This window comes from Rhodococcus sp. ARC_M12, assembly GCF_022810385.1.
In the GTDB taxonomy this organism is placed as follows: domain Bacteria; phylum Actinomycetota; class Actinomycetes; order Mycobacteriales; family Mycobacteriaceae; genus Rhodococcoides; species Rhodococcoides navarretei.
The window spans coordinates 207,467-223,734 of the sequence record NZ_JALGQI010000001.1 but is presented as its reverse complement, the minus strand read 5'-3'; the positions used below and the strand labels follow the sequence as shown (position 1 = coordinate 223,734).

Annotated in this window: 17 protein-coding genes; 16 read left to right on the top strand and 1 reads right to left on the bottom strand. The window is 65.9% G+C overall.

The window, feature by feature from the left end; genetic code table 11:
- Nucleotides 1-11: 11 nt before the first annotated feature.
- The 5 genes from pgsA (at nt 12) to pdxS (ending at nt 4,841) form a co-directional block, all read left to right on the top strand.
- Nucleotides 12-695 carry a phosphatidylinositol phosphate synthase gene (gene pgsA, locus MTX35_RS00980; protein WP_243593173.1) on the top strand — a complete coding sequence of 228 codons (684 nt, stop codon included), beginning with the start codon at nt 12-14 and terminating at the stop codon, nt 693-695.
- Nucleotides 692-1,597, top strand: a complete 906-nt coding sequence (locus MTX35_RS00975; protein WP_243593172.1) for a phosphatidylinositol mannoside acyltransferase — start codon at nt 692-694, stop codon at nt 1,595-1,597. The genes pgsA and MTX35_RS00975 overlap by 4 nt, the downstream gene beginning before the upstream one ends.
- Nucleotides 1,594-2,718 (top strand): glycosyltransferase family 4 protein, encoded by a 1,125-nt coding sequence (locus MTX35_RS00970; protein ID WP_243593171.1) that lies wholly within the window; start codon nt 1,594-1,596, stop codon nt 2,716-2,718. The genes MTX35_RS00975 and MTX35_RS00970 overlap by 4 nt, the downstream gene beginning before the upstream one ends.
- The gene (locus MTX35_RS00965; protein ID WP_243593170.1) at nt 2,718-3,743 is read left to right on the top strand and encodes an NUDIX domain-containing protein; all 1,026 of its coding nucleotides are present in this window, start codon (nt 2,718-2,720) and stop codon (nt 3,741-3,743) included. Before MTX35_RS00970 ends, MTX35_RS00965 begins: the two co-directional genes overlap by 1 nt.
- A 156-nt stretch (nt 3,744-3,899) precedes the next feature.
- On the top strand, nt 3,900-4,841 hold the full coding sequence (pdxS, locus tag MTX35_RS00960) for a pyridoxal 5'-phosphate synthase lyase subunit PdxS (protein WP_279393149.1): 942 nt from the start codon (nt 3,900-3,902) through the stop codon (nt 4,839-4,841).
- 10 nt (nt 4,842-4,851) lie between these two features.
- Here the strand turns inward: pdxS and MTX35_RS00955 are convergent, their stop codons facing one another.
- A complete protein-coding gene (locus tag MTX35_RS00955) occupies nt 4,852-5,511 on the bottom strand; it encodes a hypothetical protein (RefSeq protein WP_243593169.1) in 660 nt (219 codons plus the stop codon).
- A gap of 41 nt (nt 5,512-5,552) precedes the next feature.
- Between MTX35_RS00955 and MTX35_RS00950 the strand changes: the two genes are divergently transcribed.
- From MTX35_RS00950 to MTX35_RS00900, 11 genes are all read left to right on the top strand, one after another.
- Nucleotides 5,553-6,404: an acyl-CoA thioesterase II gene (locus tag MTX35_RS00950; RefSeq protein WP_243593168.1), complete on the top strand. Its 852-nt coding sequence runs from the start codon at nt 5,553-5,555 to the stop codon at nt 6,402-6,404.
- Nucleotides 6,401-7,003, top strand: a complete 603-nt coding sequence (pdxT, locus tag MTX35_RS00945; protein ID WP_243593167.1) for a pyridoxal 5'-phosphate synthase glutaminase subunit PdxT — start codon at nt 6,401-6,403, stop codon at nt 7,001-7,003. The genes MTX35_RS00950 and pdxT overlap by 4 nt, the downstream gene beginning before the upstream one ends.
- Before the next feature lie 87 nt (nt 7,004-7,090).
- Complete coding sequence (locus tag MTX35_RS00940; protein WP_094615221.1) at nt 7,091-7,849, top strand: YebC/PmpR family DNA-binding transcriptional regulator; 759 nt, start codon at nt 7,091-7,093, stop codon at nt 7,847-7,849.
- Nucleotides 7,850-7,955: 106 nt separating this feature from the next.
- A complete protein-coding gene (gene ruvC / locus MTX35_RS00935; protein ID WP_243593166.1) occupies nt 7,956-8,573 on the top strand; it encodes a crossover junction endodeoxyribonuclease RuvC in 618 nt (205 codons plus the stop codon).
- The gene (gene ruvA, locus MTX35_RS00930; protein ID WP_243593165.1) at nt 8,570-9,175 is read left to right on the top strand and encodes a Holliday junction branch migration protein RuvA; all 606 of its coding nucleotides are present in this window, start codon (nt 8,570-8,572) and stop codon (nt 9,173-9,175) included. The genes ruvC and ruvA overlap by 4 nt, the downstream gene beginning before the upstream one ends.
- 54 nt (nt 9,176-9,229) lie before the next feature.
- Entirely contained in the window at nt 9,230-10,258 is a 1,029-nt protein-coding gene (gene ruvB, locus MTX35_RS00925; RefSeq protein ID WP_243593599.1) for a Holliday junction branch migration DNA helicase RuvB, read from the top strand.
- Nucleotides 10,259-10,396: 138 nt separating this feature from the next.
- A complete protein-coding gene (yajC, locus tag MTX35_RS00920; RefSeq protein ID WP_243593164.1) occupies nt 10,397-10,807 on the top strand; it encodes a preprotein translocase subunit YajC in 411 nt (136 codons plus the stop codon).
- Between the two features lie 162 nt (nt 10,808-10,969).
- Nucleotides 10,970-12,760 carry a protein translocase subunit SecD gene (secD, locus tag MTX35_RS00915; protein WP_243593163.1) on the top strand — a complete coding sequence of 597 codons (1,791 nt, stop codon included), beginning with the start codon at nt 10,970-10,972 and terminating at the stop codon, nt 12,758-12,760.
- A gap of 1 nt (nt 12,761) precedes the next feature.
- Nucleotides 12,762-13,943 (top strand): protein translocase subunit SecF, encoded by a 1,182-nt coding sequence (gene secF / locus MTX35_RS00910; RefSeq protein ID WP_243593162.1) that lies wholly within the window; start codon nt 12,762-12,764, stop codon nt 13,941-13,943.
- Nucleotides 13,944-13,967: 24 nt separating this feature from the next.
- On the top strand, nt 13,968-15,671 hold the full coding sequence (locus tag MTX35_RS00905; protein ID WP_243593161.1) for an ABC transporter substrate-binding protein: 1,704 nt from the start codon (nt 13,968-13,970) through the stop codon (nt 15,669-15,671).
- The gene (locus MTX35_RS00900; protein WP_243593160.1) at nt 15,668-16,207 is read left to right on the top strand and encodes an adenine phosphoribosyltransferase; all 540 of its coding nucleotides are present in this window, start codon (nt 15,668-15,670) and stop codon (nt 16,205-16,207) included. Before MTX35_RS00905 ends, MTX35_RS00900 begins: the two co-directional genes overlap by 4 nt.
- Nucleotides 16,208-16,268 lie beyond the last annotated feature (61 nt).

Sequence of the window (16,268 nt, the reverse complement as noted above, 5' to 3'; positions counted from 1 at the left end):
GAGCACGCGCCGTGCTGAGCATTTTCGGCCGTGCGCCGGTCTCGAAGGTGACCGCCCCGCTCGGGCGCGCCCTCAACAGCACCGGACTCACCCCCAATTCGGTGACGATCATCGGCACCGTCGTCACCGTCACAGCCGCGGTCACCATGTACCCGGCCGGCTACCTGTGGTGGGGTTCGGTCGTCATCACCCTGTTCGTGTTGTTCGACATGCTCGACGGTGCCATGGCGCGGGCTCGGGGCGGTGGCACCAAGTACGGTGCCGTCCTCGATGCGACGTGCGATCGAGTGGCCGACGGTGCGATCTTCGGTGGCCTGGCCTGGTGGGCGGTGTACTCCGAGCAGGACAAGCTGCTGCTCGTTGCCACCCTGATCTGCCTGGTCACCTCCCAGGTGATCTCCTACGCCAAGGCGCGCGCCGAGGCCAGCGGGCTCTCGGCCGACGGGGGTTGGATAGAACGCCCCGATCGCCTGGTCATCGTTCTCGTCGGTGCCGGATTCACCGGCGTCGGACGGCATTTCGACATTCCGTGGCTGGACAGTGTGATCTACCCGGCGATGTGGATTCTCGCCGCCCTGAGCATCGTGACGGTGTTCCAACGGGTTCTCGCAGTCCGTGGATCCGAGGGCGCTCGCGACATCATCGTGCCTCCGGTGGCACCCGCATCCGACGACGGCGACGTGGCCGCGTCGTGAATCTCTCCGAGAGAGCGAGCGACGCGGGCTACGCCGCCGGCTGGCGACTGGTCCGGGCTCTGCCCGAACCGGTGGCACGACGCCTGTTCGATCGCGGGGCCGACCTCGCGGCGACACGCAACGGTGGCCCTGATCAACTGCGTCGCAATCTCGCTCGTGTTCTCGGGACCACTCCCGCCGAGGTGCCCGACGAGCTGATTCGCGACAGCGTTCGCTCCTACGCTCGCTACTGGCGCGAGGCGTTTCGGTTGCCGTCGATGGATCTCGCTGCGCAGGCCGCCGTCATCGATCGGTGCGTGAACGGCAAGGAACATCTGGAGGGTGCGCTCGCCGCAGGTAGGGGAGTAGTGCTGGCGCTGCCGCACAGTGGCAATTGGGACATGGCCGGAATGTGGCTGGTGCGCACGCACGGTGGGCTCTCGACCGTGGCCGAACGTCTGAAGCCCGAATCTCTGTATCAGCGATTCGTCGCCTATCGGGAGAGCTTGGGATTCGAGATCTTTCCGCTCAGCGGCGGTGAGCAACCGCCGCTGCTCGCATTGTCCGAGAGGTTGCGCGAGAACAAGGTCGTGTGTCTGCTCGGTGAGCGAGATCTCGCCAAGCACGGGGTGCCGGTCACCTTCTTCGGTGAACCGACCCGGATGCCCGCGGGTGCTGCGAAGCTGGCGATCGACACCGGAGCGACGCTGCTGCCGGTGCACGGTTACTTCGACGGCGACGGCTGGGGCTTCGACATCTCGCCCGCAGTGGACGTCTCGGCCGGAATCGGCCCCGCCACACAGGCGTTGGCCGATCATTTCGCTGCCGGAATCCGAGCTCACCCGGCCGACTGGCACATGCTCCAACCGCTGTGGATGAGCGACTGGTCGGCCGAGCGACGCGCCCGAATCGAGGGCGCGTGAGGATCGGCATGGTGTGCCCGTACTCGTTCGACGTTCCCGGTGGAGTGCAGGCACACGTTCAGCAGTTGGCCGAGGTGTTCATCGAACGGGGACATCGCGTCAGTGTCCTGGCACCGGCGTCCGACGACGTCGAGTTACCGGATTTCGTGGTGTCGGCCGGCGAGGCGCTCGCCATTCCGTACAACGGATCCGTCGCGCGGCTGCGATTCGGGCCGGTCACCTATTCGCGAATCCGTAAATGGATCTCCGACAACGACTTCGACGTGTTGCACATCCACGAACCGAACGCGCCCAGCCTGTCGATGTTGGCGCTCAAGGCCGCGGACGGCCCGATCGTGGCCACCTTCCACACCTCGACGACGAAGTCCTTGGTGCTCAGCACCTTTCAGGGGGTGTTGCGTCCGTACCACGAGAAGATCAGCGGCCGTATCGCGGTGTCCGAGCTCGCCCGGCGCTGGCAGGTCGAGGCCCTGGGATCCGACGCCGTCGAGATCCCCAACGGAGTCGACGTGCCCGCATTCGCCGATGCCCCTGTGCTGGAGGGTTATCCACGCGCCGGTCGCACCGTGCTCTTCCTCGGCCGGTTCGACGAACCGCGCAAAGGAATGGCCGTCCTGCTCGGCGCTCTGCCCACCCTCGTCGAATCCCATCCCGACATCGAGATCCTCATCGTCGGCCGCGGCGACGAGGACAAGCTCCGCAAGGATGCCGGTGCACTCGCATCGCACCTGACATTCCTGGGGCAGGTGGACGACGCGACCAAGGCATCCGCAATGCGCAGCGCCGACGTCTACTGCGCACCCAACCTCGGCGGTGAGAGCTTCGGCATCGTCCTCGTCGAGGCCATGGCCGCTGGAACACCCGTGGTGGCAAGCGAACTCGACGCATTCCGGCGGGTCCTGCGGGACGGCTCCTGCGGATTGCTGGTCCCGATCGACGATTCCGACGCCATCGCCGCCGCAATCACCTCGATCCTGTCCGACGATGCCGTGCGTGCACGTCTGGTCGACGCCGCCTCCCTCGCCGTGACCACCTACGACTGGCCCGTCGTCGCCGAGCAGATCCTGCGTGTCTACGAAACCGTCACGCTCGGGGGCCAGAAAGTGCGGGCGGCGAACTGATGACGCTCTCAGCGCTCACGATCCTGGTACTCGGACTGATCGCGGTACTGATTCTCGTCGTCGGCCTGTGGGCGTACGGAACGGCCAACCGACTCGACCGCCTGCACGTCCGCACCGACCTCGCCTGGCAGGCGCTCGATGCAGCGCTCGCCCGCCGTGCCGTCGTCGCGCGAGCGGTGTCCGCTGCCACCCGCGACTCGGCCTCGTCGAGCAGAGAACTTGCCGCACTTGCCGATCGGGCCGAACGCGTCGACCGGTCGCAGCGCGAAGAGGCGGAGAACGCGGTGTCCATGGCGCTGGCCGTCGTCGAACCGAACTCCTTGCCCCCGCAACTGGTTGCCGAACTGGCCGATGCGGAGGCTCGCGTGCTCATCGCTCGCCGGTTCCACAACGATGCCGTTCGCGACACCCTCGCCCTGCGAGTCAGACGTCCGGTCCGCTGGTTGCACCTCGGCGGAACTGCGGCCTTGCCGTCGTACTTCGAGATAGCAGAACGATCTGCTGCCGCGGCGTTCGGTAGCGAGAACCGCGCGACCCCGAGAACGTCCGCGCGGGTGGTGCTGCTCGACGAGCGCGGCCGTGTGCTGCTGCTGCGCGGACACGATCCGACGGTTCCCGACACCTTCTTCTGGTTCACCATCGGTGGGGCAGTGGAGAAGGGCGAGTCGCTTCGCGAGGCAGCGGTGCGCGAAGTACACGAGGAGACCGGACTGACCGTCGCTCCTGCCGATCTGCGCGGTCCGTTGTGGCGCCGAGTTGCGACGTTCCCGTTCAACGGAACCCTGATCCGCTCCGAGGAATTGTTCTTCGCGATCCGAACGCAGGAGTTCGAGCCGCACAGTGCGGGATTCACGGACTTCGAGCGCCGCACCGTGACCGGCCACCAGTGGTGCACCGAGGCGGACATACGTGCGCTCAGCGCCGTCGGCGAGAACGTCTATCCCCAGGACTTGGCGGAACTGCTCGACGAAGTGAACGTGGCTCTCGCTCGACGCGGCGACCCGGACGTGCGCGCCATTCGGTAACCAGCTGGACCCTTTCGAGCAGTCCAGCAATCGTGAAGTGGTTATGGGATTCACAGGGGAGAAGGCCTACTGTTCTGGGCGCGACATCGCGCCGCGCGCGATCGCACCTATCAGTCCGGAGCGCCGTAACAGCGTCGAAGAACACAGGAGTTTCCCTTGACTACCCCACACGCCTCGAACACGCCCGCCTCATCGGTCGACGGTGGATCCGGCGAGAACGGAGTCGGCACCGCACGCGTCAAGCGGGGTATGGCCGAGATGCTCAAGGGCGGCGTCATCATGGACGTGGTCACCGCCGATCAGGCCAAGATCGCCGAGGACGCCGGAGCAGTGGCCGTCATGGCACTCGAGCGCGTCCCCGCCGACATTCGTGCCCAGGGTGGGGTGTCGCGCATGAGCGACCCCGACATGATCGACAGCATCATCTCCTCGGTCAGCATCCCGGTGATGGCGAAGGCCCGCATCGGCCACTTCGTCGAAGCGCAGATCCTGCAGAGCCTCGGCGTCGACTACATCGACGAGTCCGAGGTGCTCACCCCGGCCGACTACGCCAACCACATCGACAAGTGGAACTTCACCGTTCCCTTTGTCTGTGGTGCCACCAACCTGGGTGAGGCAATGCGCCGAATCACCGAGGGCGCGGCCATGATTCGCTCCAAGGGAGAGGCCGGCACCGGCGACGTCTCGAACGCGACGACGCACATGCGCAAGATTCGCGACGAGATCCGTCGCCTCACCTCGCTCCCCGAGGACGAGCTGTACGTGGCGGCGAAAGAACTGCAGGCCCCGTACGACCTGGTCGTCGAGGTCGCCCGGGCCGGCAAGCTGCCCGTCACACTGTTCACCGCGGGCGGCATCGCCACACCCGCAGACGCAGCGATGATGATGCAGCTCGGTGCCGAGGGTGTATTCGTCGGATCGGGAATCTTCAAGTCCGGCAACCCCAAGGAACGCGCCGAGGCGATCGTCAAGGCCACCACGTTCTTCGACGACCCCGACGTGCTGGCCAAGGTGTCGCGTGGCCTCGGCGAAGCGATGGTCGGCATCAATGTCGACGACCTTCCCGTGGGGCACCGGTTGGCCGAGCGCGGTTGGTGACGGTCCTCCGTCAGTTCCGTTCGAGCGCCGGGCGGTCCGGATGGTCCCAACGGACCAGAAGATCCGGCCGCTCGGCGGAACCGTCCGAGTAGTCGAGGCCGTCGTAGTACGCGAGCAGAGGCGCGCAGGTCCACTGATCTGCGTCGCTGGTTCTGCGACGTAATGCGCTCGCCGACAGGCGTAGCTGCACCGACAGATCGACGTTCAATCCCCGTCCGAGCAGCATGGGTCCTGCGATCAGGACGATCTGATTCGCTGCCGCCGGGACGGTTCGGGACCGAGCCGAACGGTCGGTGGCCTCATCCCACAGTCTCGGTAGAAAGTGACCTCTGCCACCGGGCCGCAGTGGGCCGATGACCTCTCGAACGAGGGCGTCGTAGTCGAACCATAGTGTGCGATAGCTCAATTCGTCGGTGCGCGAGTACTCGAATCGAATCGACGCAGGTCGCACGTAGTCGTGCAGGTCGACGACGTCAGCCGGGCGGCCCCGCGAGCGGGCGTGTTCGGCTGTGCGCGTTGCGAAGTCGACCGGACGCGCGGCATCCGCGCCGTCGATCACGACGATCGATCGGGCCCCGTCCGGGCACGAATCGACGATCGACTCCACGAGAAGATCGGGAAATATCGGCACCGGTTGAACCACACCGACCATCTTGCCTGGTCCGTCCATTGTTAGCCTGAGCCGTTGTCACAGAAAGGTGGACACCAGCCATGGCCAGCATCGAGGACATTCTCGAATTGGAACGGATCGAGAACGACGTCTATCGGGGACGAACTTTCCCTTCTCGGCTGCCCCGTACGTTCGGCGGGCAGGTGGCGGGCCAGGCGCTCGTCGCTGCGGTGCGCACAGTGGCTCCCGAATTTCGTGTGCATTCGCTGCACGGTTACTTCCTCCGTCCGGGCAATCCGAACGAACCGGCCGTGTTCATGGTCGACAGGATTCGCGACGGGCGGTCGTTCTGCACTCGCCGGGTCACCGGCATACAGGACGGGAAAGCGATATTCACGATGTCTGCCTCCTTCCACGGCGACGACTCCGGCATCTCGCACCAGGACACCATGCCCGAGGTCCTGGGACCGGACAGTCTGCCCGATCCCACGACCCTGGCCGAGTACGACCACTCGTTCTACCGGGAGTGGTCCGAGTGGGACATTCGTGTCATTCCCGAGGACCAGACCGTCAAGCATCCGAGTTTCGCTGCGCAGCAACGTGTATGGTTCCGCTACCGAGACACGTTGCCCGACGATCAGGTGTTCCACGTCTGCGCACTCGCCTACATGAGCGACATGACGCTGCTCGGATCGGCCAAGGTTCCGCACCCCGACGCCGTCACGCAGACGGCCTCGCTCGATCACGCGCTGTGGTTCCTGCGGCCGTTCCGGGCAGACGAATGGTTGCTGTACGACCAGACGTCGCCCTCGGCCGATTTCGGGCGGGCGCTGACTCAGGGGCGGATATTCGACACCTCCGGTCGCATGGTCGCCGCGGTGGTGCAGGAAGGGCTCATGCGGTTCGAGCGCGACCCGCACAAGTCCAACATCGATCCCTTCGGACGCAAGTGAGCGCTCCGACCGTCGGAGTTCTCGCTTTGCAGGGAGACGTTCGCGAGCATCTGGCGGCACTGGAGTCGAGCGGTGCGCGTGGCGTCACGGTGCGTAGGCCCGCCGAGCTCGCGCAGATCGACGGACTGATCATCCCCGGCGGGGAATCGACGACCATGAGCAACTTGCTCGGCGTGTTCGATCTTCTCGATCCACTGCGGGCTCGTTTGGCCGAGGGGCTGCCCGCCTACGGTTCGTGCGCGGGGATGATTCTGCTGGCGTCCGAGATTCTCGACACGCGCCCCGACGCCCGGCATCTCGACTCCCTCGACATCACCGTGCGGCGCAACGCTTTCGGTCGTCAGGTCGACTCTTTCGAGACCGATCTCGACGTCACCGGCGTCGACGGTGGGCCCGTCCGTGCGGTGTTCATCCGGGCACCCTGGGTCGAGCGGGTGGGCGAGAACGTCGAGGTGCTCGCCACCGTGCCGCACGGACCGGCCGCCGGCCGCGTGGTGGCCGTTCGCCAGAACTCCGTTCTCGCGACGAGCTTTCATCCCGAGGTCACCGGGGACGACCGAGTGCACCGACTCTTCGTGGACATGGTGCGAGGCCGCTAGAACCTTCGTTGGTCGGTCGGTGCCGAGCTCGGTACCGGGCGAGTAAAGTCGACAACACTGATTTCGAGCAGGAAGGGGCCCTATCGCATGAGCGGCCACTCAAAATGGGCCACCACCAAGCACAAGAAGGCGGTGATCGACGCCCGACGCGGCAAGTCTTTCGCCAAGCTCATCAAGAATATCGAGGTGGCGGCCCGCACGGGTGGCGGTGACCCCACCGGTAACCCGACGCTCTTCGACGCCATCCAGAAGGCGAAGAAGACCTCGGTGCCCATCGACAACATCGAGCGGGCGCGCAAGCGAGGTGCCGGTGAGGAAACCGGTGGTGCCGACTGGCAGACCATCATGTACGAGGGGTACGGCCCCAACGGCGTCGCCATTCTGATCGAATGCCTCACCGACAACCGCAACCGCGCCGCAGGCGAGGTACGGGTGGCGATGACGCGCAACGGTGGAAACATGGCCGATCCGGGTTCGGTGTCGTACCTGTTCTCCCGCAAGGGCGTGGTGACTCTCGAGAAGAACGGTCAGAGCGAGGACGATGTCCTGATGGCCGTCCTCGAAGCCGGTGCCGAGGAAGTCAACGACAACGGTGACACGTTCGAGGTCGTCAGCGAGCCGACCGACCTGGTCGCCGTGCGCACCGCCCTCCAGGAGGCCGGAATCGACTACGACTCGGCCGAGGCCAGCTTCCAGGCATCGGTCAACGTCCCGGTCGACGCGGACGGTGCACGCAAGGTGTTCAAGCTCATCGATGCACTCGAAGACAGTGACGACGTGCAGAACGTGTGGTCCAACGTCGACCTCTCGGACGAGGTCATGGCGGAGCTGGACGAGGAGGACTGACCCCCTCGCGTCCCACGACGTGATCGACCGGGTGTCGTATCCCTGATCCGACGGTGCGCTCCGCTACGCTATCGAACAACAGTTCGTAAGCGGAAGGTGTGGTGGCGTGCGGGTGATGGGTGTCGACCCCGGTCTCACCAGGTGTGGGCTCAGTCTGATCGAGGGTGGCGTCGGCCGAACGGTGGTCGCGCTCGATGTCGATGTGGTGCGAACGCCCGCGGACATGGATCTCGCGCAGCGTTTGCTGCGGATCTCCGAGGCTGCGGAGTACTGGCTCGATACCCACAAGCCTTCGGTGGTGGCCATCGAGCGCGTCTTCGCCCAACACAATGTGCGCACGGCCATGGGCACCGCTCAGGCCGGTGGTGTCATCGCCCTCGCGGCGGCCAGGCGGGGCGTGGACGTCTGCTTCCACACTCCCAGTGAGGTCAAGGCCGCCGTCACGGGCAACGGCTCGGCCGACAAAGCGCAGGTGACCGCAATGGTCATGCGCATTCTCGGTCTGCAGACTGCGCCGACTCCCGCCGACGCGGCCGACGCACTGGCTCTCGGCATCTGTCATTGCTGGCGAGCGCCCATGATCGCCCGGATGGCGAAGGCCGAAGCCATGGCCGCCGAACAGAAACGCAAGTACGACGTGCGTCTGGCCGAGGAGCGCAAGGCTCGCGCCGCCGTGGCACGCAGGATCGAGAAAATGGCGAAGAAGGAGGCGGGCGCACGATGATCGCGTCGATCAGAGGATCGGTGGTCGACATCGCGCTCGATCATGCTGTGCTCGAGGCCGCGGGTGTGGGGTATCGCGTCAACGCCACCCCGGCGACGTTGGCGACGCTGCACCGGGGGAGCGAAGCGACCCTCGTGACGACGATGATCGTGCGCGAGGATTCGCAGACCCTGTACGGGTTTCCCGACAAGGAGTCGCGTGAACTCTTCGAATTGCTCCTCACCGTGACCGGCGTCGGGCCGAGAATCGCCATGGCAACGCTCGCCGTGCACGAGCCCGACGCGCTGCGAACAGCTCTGGCGGACAGCGACATCGGGGCATTGACCAGAGTGCCCGGCATCGGCAAGCGCGGCGCGGAGAGGATGGTCGTCGAACTGCGCGACAAGGTCGACGCCGTGGTCGGACGCGCCGGGAGTGCCGCCGTGCCGGGATCCGGTGCGGGCAATTCGATGCGAGACCAGATCGTCGAGGCGCTGATCGGTCTCGGATTCCCCACCAAGCAGGCCGAGGAAGCGACCGACGCGGTACTCGCCCAGCAGCCCGAGGCCACGACGTCGATCGCGTTGAGGTCGGCGCTCGCATATCTCGGTAAGTCCAGGTAGGGCAGCGTGACCGAGGACGACCAGTTCGCCGAATCTCAGGTCGGCGCGGACGCGATGTCCGACGATCTGGATGTCGAGACGAGTCTGCGTCCGAAGAACCTCACCGATTTCATCGGGCAACCTCGGGTGCGGGAGCAACTTCAGCTCGTGTTGTCGGGTGCCAAGATGCGCGGCGGCACCCCCGATCACATCCTCATGTCCGGGCCGCCGGGCCTCGGCAAGACCAGTATGGCGATGATCATCGCCGCCGAGCTGGGCACCTCGCTACGGCTCACATCGGGCCCAGCGCTCGAGCGAGCAGGCGACCTCGCGGCGATGCTCAGCAACCTGGTCGAGGGCGATGTGCTGTTCATCGACGAGATCCATCGCATCGCGCGCCCGGCCGAAGAGATGCTGTACCTGGCGATGGAAGATTTCCGTGTCGACGTCATCGTCGGCAAGGGGCCGGGGGCGACCTCGATTCCACTCGAGGTCGCACCGTTCACGCTCGTCGGTGCCACCACCAGGTCGGGCGCACTCACCGGACCGCTGCGAGACCGGTTCGGATTCGTGGCTCACATGGATTTCTACGAGCCGAGCGAACTCGAGCGGATTCTCATGCGGTCGGCCGGCATCCTCGGCGTACCGATCGACCGGGACGGCTGCGCCGAGATCGCCGGGCGTTCACGCGGCACCCCTCGTATCGCGAACCGGCTGCTCCGGCGAGTCCGTGACTACGCGGACGTGCGCGGCGACGGCACCGTCACCCAGGACACCGCGAAGGCCGCCCTGGTGGTCTACGACGTGGACAAGCTCGGTCTCGACCGACTCGACCGCGCCGTACTGAGCGCGCTCATCCGGAGCTTCGGCGGAGGGCCGGTGGGTGTGTCGACCCTGGCCGTTGCCGTCGGCGAGGAACCGTCGACGGTCGAGGAAGTGTGCGAGCCGTTCCTGGTGCGTGCCGGAATGGTCGCCCGTACCCCCCGCGGGCGCGTCGCGACCGCTGCCGCCTGGCAGCACCTCGGACTGACGCCGCCGCCGGATCTCGCCGTGGGCGGAATCTCGGTCCGATCATCGGAGGTTCAGCAGGGATTATTCGAGTGAATCGGGCACAACAGGGCACGAACGGACCGGACCGGTTCCAGGTAATGGCACACTGGGTAGCTGCGAGGCCCGCACCTGCGGTGTTCTCGCACGAGACAATGACGTATTTCGAACCCGACTTCGAGGACTGACCTTCCGATGGATTTGCTGTTTCCGCTGCTGATCGTGGCCCTTCTGGTTCCGCTCTTTCTCAATGCGCGTCGACAGAAGAAGGTGTTGGCCAAGACAACGGAAATGCAGGACTCGCTGAAGATCGGTGACGAGGTCGTCACCACCGCCGGCCTCTACGCCCGCGTGGTCCTCGTCGAGGACGACACGATCGACCTGGAGATCGCCGACGGCGTCATCACCACCTGGTCGCGTGCAGTCGTACGTGAGGTGCTCCCCGACGACTCCGAGTTCGACGACACCGACCTCGACGCCACCACCCAGGCGGAGATCGCGGCCCTGGGCTCGAACGACACCGCGGGACCGTCCTTGAGCAAGACAGACGCGAGTCGGCCGGACGAGACCATCGAGCAGACGTCGAAGAGGCTCGAAAAAGAGTGAGCACGATGTGACCGAAACCGCTGTCGGAGACAGTATCCGGCAGCGGTTTTCTCTGTAGTGACCGATGTGGTGCACAATCGCACGGCTCACCGCTGACACATCGGGCCGCAAGGCCTTGCAGGAACCGATACTTTCCATCGCCTCAGAGGAGAAACACACACCGTGGCACCTTCCAGCGGACCGGTGCAACCCGCCCGCTATCTCGCCGTTTTCGCGGTGCTGATGGCAGCGGTGTATGCCATGGTCTTCTTCACCGGAGACAAAGACCCCTCGCCGAAGTTGGGAATCGACCTGCAGGGCGGCACGCGCGTGACACTCACCGCGCGGACCCCCGACGGCAACGCGCCGACGCAGGACAGCCTGCAGCAGGCTCAGCAGATCATCGAGACCCGCGTCAACGGGCTGGGTGTCTCGGGCTCCGAGGTGGTCATCGACGGCGACAACCTCGTCATCACGGTGCCCGGCGACGACAGCTCCCAGGCGCGCACACTCGGGCAGACCGCGCGTCTGTTCATCCGGCCGGTCGTGAGCTCCGTCGCTCCGTCGGCGGGCCAAGGAGCAGGCACACAGCAGACCCCGGTCGACCCGTCCGCGCCGGTCGATCCTGCTGCACCGGCAGACCCTGCTGCTTCGGCGGATCCGGCCGCGCCTGCAGATCCGGCCACTCCGCAGAATCGGGTGTTCCCGGCTCAGGATCCCACCACGGTCGACCCGAGTCCCGCTCCCGCCACGGATGCGCCCGCCACCGGTGAGCCGGCCACCGACGCACCGGCGGCCGACGATCCCGCCACCGATGCGAACCTGTCCGATGCAGAGCGTGCTGCCCAGGAGATCGCCGACGCCAAAGCCCTCCGGCAGAGCGAGGACCCGCAGATTCAACAGTTGGCCATGCAGTCCCTCGACTGCAACGCCGCCGATCCACTCGCCGGAAACGACGATCCGGCGCTTCCCCTCGTGGCGTGCTCGACCGACGGAACGGCCGTCTACCTACTCGGTCCCACGATCATCGACGGACAGCAGATCTCCGACGCGACCTCAGGATTCGACAGTCAGCAGGCCCAGTTCCAGGTGAGCCTGACGTTCGACACGGACGGCTCGAACACCTGGGCTCAGTTCACCGCGGCCAATCTGCAGAAGCAGGCCGCGTTCGTGCTGGACTCGAAGGTCATCAGCGCGCCGGTCATCCAGGGTGCCACCCCCGCCGGCAGCGCCACCTCGATCACCGGCAACTTCAACAACCAGACCGCGTCCGAGCTCGCCAACACCCTCAAGTACGGCTCCCTGCCGCTGTCCTTCGTGTCCTCGGAGGCCGAAACGGTCTCGGCAACGCTGGGATTGGCCTCGCTCGAGGCCGGCCTGATCGCCGGTGCCATCGGTCTCGCGCTCGTGTTGGTGTACTGCCTGCTCTACTACCGCGCCCTCGGCGTGCTCACGGCGATGTCGCTGGTGCTGGCCGGTCTCGTCGTCTACGGAATCATCGTTCTGTTGGGTAGATGGATCAGCTTCACTCTCGACCTCGCCGGCATCGCCGGACTGATCATCGGTATCGGTATGACCGCGGACTCGTTCGTCGTGTTCTTCGAGCGCATCAAGGACGAGATCCGTGAGGGGCGCAGTTTCCGATCTGCGGTTCCTCGTGGTTGGGCGCGCGCACGCAAGACGATCCTGTCGGGCAACGCGGTCAGCTTCATCGCGGCCGCGGTGCTCTACGTGCTGGCCGTGGGCCAGGTCCGCGGGTTCGCGTTCACCCTCGGATTGACGACGATCCTGGACATCATCGTCGTGGTGCTGGTGACCTGGCCGCTGGTGTACCTGGCGTCGAAGTCCAAATTCTGGTCCAAGCCGTCCGTCAACGGTCTCGGTGCCGTTCAGCAGATCGCTGCGGAGCGCAAGCGCGCGGCCAACAAGGCTCTCGCCGTGAAGACCGGCACTGCGCCGTCGAAGGAGGCATGACATGTCGGACACGACGACGTCGACCCCATCGCCCCTCGACGATTCGGGAGTCGATCAGTCCACCCAGCCCAAGCACAGCTGGCTGTCCCGGCTGTACACCGGCACCGGTGCCTTCGACATCATCGGTCGTCGCCGGTTCTACTACATCCTCACCGGCGTCATCGTGCTGGTGTGCTTGCTGAGCTTCCTGGTGCGTGGCTTCACCCTCGGTATCGATTTCGAGGGTGGAACTCGTATCGCTCTGCCCGCCGCCGACAACATCTCCACCGAGCAGGTCGAGACCGTCTACAACGACTCTCTCGGTATGCCGCCGGTATCGGTGCAGACGGTCGGGTCCGGGGCGGCGGCAACGGTACAGATCCGCTCCGAGGCACTCGACCCCGCCGAGGTGGACAGCCTGCGTCAGGCGTTGTTCGAGGCATTCCAGCCGCAGGACAACTCGGGTACCGCCACACCCAACGCCATCAGTGTGTCCGACGTCAGTGAGACCTGGGGGAGTCAGATCACCCAGAAGGCCCTGATTGCGCTTGCGGTCTTCCTGGTCGTAGTCAGCATCTACATCGCCGTTCGATACGAACGGGACATGGCCTTCGCGTCTCTGGCTGCCCTGGCGTTCGACCTCGTCGTCACCGCAGGCGTGTACTCGCTCGTGGGCTTCGAGGTGACTCCGGCGACGGTCATCGGCTTGCTCACCATTCTCGGTTTCTCCCTGTACGACTCGGTGGTGGTGTTCGACAAGGTCGAAGAGAACACCCGCGGCATCCTCAATCTGCACCGCAAGACGTTCGCGGAGCAGGCCAACCTGGCCGTCAACCAGACTCTGATGCGCTCGATCAACACGACCGTGATCGGCGTGCTGCCGGTGTTGGCGTTGATGGTCGTGGCGGTCTGGCTGCTCGGAGTCGGCACGCTGAAGGATCTGGCCCTGGTGCAGCTCGTGGGCATGATCGTCGGTGCCTACTCGTCCATCTTCTTCGCCACACCGCTGTTGGTGACGCTCAAGGAGAAGTGGGGCCCTGTCGCCGTTCACACGCGGAAGGTCCACTCCAAACGGGCCGAAGCGGCTGCTCGCGCGGCCGGTCTCGCCCCGGAGCCGGTGGCCGTCGGCGTCGCCGCTCCGAAGGCGTCGACTCCGCAGCCGGGCAATCGCCCCACCGGAAAGCGGAACAAGAAGCGCCGGTAAGACGACCCTCGACAGAGACGGAGAGTGCACGTGAAACGCAGGTGGAGCGCCGCACTCGCGGTGGCGGGTCTCGCTGCAGTATCCGTCACCGCGTGTTCCTCGGCCGAGGACAAAGTGCCCTCGATCGGCTATTCGTTCGACAACGTGGTGAACACCTACAACGCGAGAACCGTCGACGGCGCGGCGTCGGGAGCCCGGCAGGCGTTCACTCGGGTGCAGGTGGGGTTCAGCTACCTCGGACCCGAGGGAGACGCATTGTCGGACAACGACATCGGCACCGTGTCGGTGGTACCCGGCGACGTCTTGACCGTGCAGTACTCCATCGCCCCCGCCGCGACGTACTCGGACGGCACGCCGATGGCCTGTGACGATCTGGTGCTGGCCTGGGCGGCGAACAGCGGCAGATTCGCCACCGATGGCCCCCTGTTCGACGCGGCGTCCACGGCCGGTTACTCCGACATCCAACGCATCGACTGCGTCCCGGGAGCCAAGGAAGCCACGGTCGTCTTCGCCCCTGGACGCAGCTACCAGAACTGGCGTGCTCTGTTCGGTGTCACCGACCTGCTCCCGGCCCATGTCGCGGCTCGGGCTGCGGGCGTGCCGAACGTCGTCGATCCCGTCCTGGCCGAGGACGACGACGTGGTGAGCCGCATCGCCGAGTTCTGGAACACCGGATGGACCTTGACGCCGGGTTCGATCGACCTCGCGTTGCTGCCGTCGGCCGGTCCGTACCGCATCGATTCCTACACCGCCGAGGACGGTCTCGTCCTCGTTGCCAACGACGCCTGGTGGGGAATCCCACCCGAGACCGAGCGGGTCGTCGTCTGGCCGAAGGGGGCCGACCTGGCGGCGAAGTCGACGGACGGCTCCCTGGACGTGGTCGACCACGGTGCCGGGGCCGTCGATCTCGGTGCCGCCGAGGGATTCACGACCACCGAGGAACCGTCGCGAGGCGTCGAGCAGCTGACGTTCGCAACTCAGGGGGTGCTGGCAGAGGCGAGCGCACGTCGGGCAGTGGCCGCATGCATTCCGAGATCCGACCTGTTCGACACGCTGGGTCATCCCGGCTTCGAGGCGGCATCGGCCGGTCTGGGCTCGGGCGTCGTCGACTCCCGTCTCGTCCAGCCCGACACGCTCGAGTATCCGTCGGTCGCAACAGCGGTGGGAGATCGATACCAGCGCTCGGACCTCGACCAGGCGAGCCGAGAACTGGATGCCGCAGGCGAGAGTGCCCTGACCGTCCGAGTCGGCTACCGGGGACCGGACGCACGCCGGGCCCAGGTGGTGAGCCGGATGGCTGCCGATTGCGCCGCCGCGGGGATCACCGTGCAGGACGTGAGCTCACCGGATTTCACCCCGTCTGCCCTGCGCGCGGGAGCGGTGGATGCCGTTCTCGGTAGCAGCGGGTCACTACCGGGACCGTCGGGTTCGGCTGCCGCGGTCACTGCGCGGTATTCGTTGCGGACGGGGATCGGTCTGAACGTAGGTGGTTACAGCAACGGCAGGATCGATTCCATCGTCGATCAGTTGGCGGTGACCGATGACCCCGAGCGGGTACTGGCACTGGCCACCGAGGGCGAGAACATTCTGTGGAACGACATGCCGTCGCTTCCCCTGTACAACGAGCCGCGTACCACCGTCGTCAGTGACGGAATGCAGGACGTGGTGCCCAACCCGACGGCCGCTGGTGCCGGATGGAACATGGATCGGTGGGTGCTTCTTCGATGAACGATGCAGGCGATCGAGTGGGTGCCGCCGCAGCCGTGACCAGGCTGACGCGGTGGGTCGACGATTTTCCCGTCCCCGGCGTTCGGTTCGGGGATCTGACACCGGTGTTCGCCGACGGCCTTGCGCTACGGAGCGTCGTGTCGGAACTGGCTCTGGGCTTCGAGGACGTCGACCTGGTGGCGGGTATCGATGCGCGGGGATTTCTGCTGGGGGCAGGAGTCGCCCTCGAACTCGGGTGCGGTGTGCTCGCGGTGCGCAAGGCGGGTAAATTGCCGCCTCCTGTGCATTCACGGTCGTACGACCTCGAGTACGGAACGGCCGAGTTGCAGATCCCGACGGCGATCGATGTGGCCGGAAAACGAGTTCTCGTGGTCGACGACGTTCTGGCGACCGGCGGTACCGTCGACGCGGCGGCTCGGTTGTTGGCCGAGCAGGGTGCGGTGATCGCCGGTGCTGCCGTCGTTCTCGAAATTGCCGTTCTGGGCGGGCGAGACCGGTGCAGTGGCTACCCGCTCGACTGCCTGGTGCGAGTATGAGGACTAAAGTCTCTTTCACAATGCGTTGACGTTCCGGCGACAACGCGGAACGCGTGGCAGG

What these genes read in the sequence shown, in the direction of transcription:
- MTX35_RS00965 (WP_243593170.1), top strand. Translation starts at nt 2,718, where the DNA reads ATGACGCTCTCAGCGCTCACGATCCTGGTACTCGGACTGATCGCGGTA.
- MTX35_RS00955 (WP_243593169.1), bottom strand. Translation starts at nt 5,511, where the DNA reads ATGGACGGACCAGGCAAGATGGTCGGTGTGGTTCAACCGGTGCCGATA.
- MTX35_RS00950 (WP_243593168.1), top strand. Translation starts at nt 5,553, where the DNA reads ATGGCCAGCATCGAGGACATTCTCGAATTGGAACGGATCGAGAACGAC.
- MTX35_RS00940 (WP_094615221.1), top strand. Translation starts at nt 7,091, where the DNA reads ATGAGCGGCCACTCAAAATGGGCCACCACCAAGCACAAGAAGGCGGTG.
- ruvA (WP_243593165.1), top strand. Translation starts at nt 8,570, where the DNA reads ATGATCGCGTCGATCAGAGGATCGGTGGTCGACATCGCGCTCGATCAT.
- ruvB (WP_243593599.1), top strand. Translation starts at nt 9,230, where the DNA reads ATGTCCGACGATCTGGATGTCGAGACGAGTCTGCGTCCGAAGAACCTC.
- yajC (WP_243593164.1), top strand. Translation starts at nt 10,397, where the DNA reads ATGGATTTGCTGTTTCCGCTGCTGATCGTGGCCCTTCTGGTTCCGCTC.
- secF (WP_243593162.1), top strand. Translation starts at nt 12,762, where the DNA reads ATGTCGGACACGACGACGTCGACCCCATCGCCCCTCGACGATTCGGGA.
- MTX35_RS00900 (WP_243593160.1), top strand. Translation starts at nt 15,668, where the DNA reads ATGAACGATGCAGGCGATCGAGTGGGTGCCGCCGCAGCCGTGACCAGG.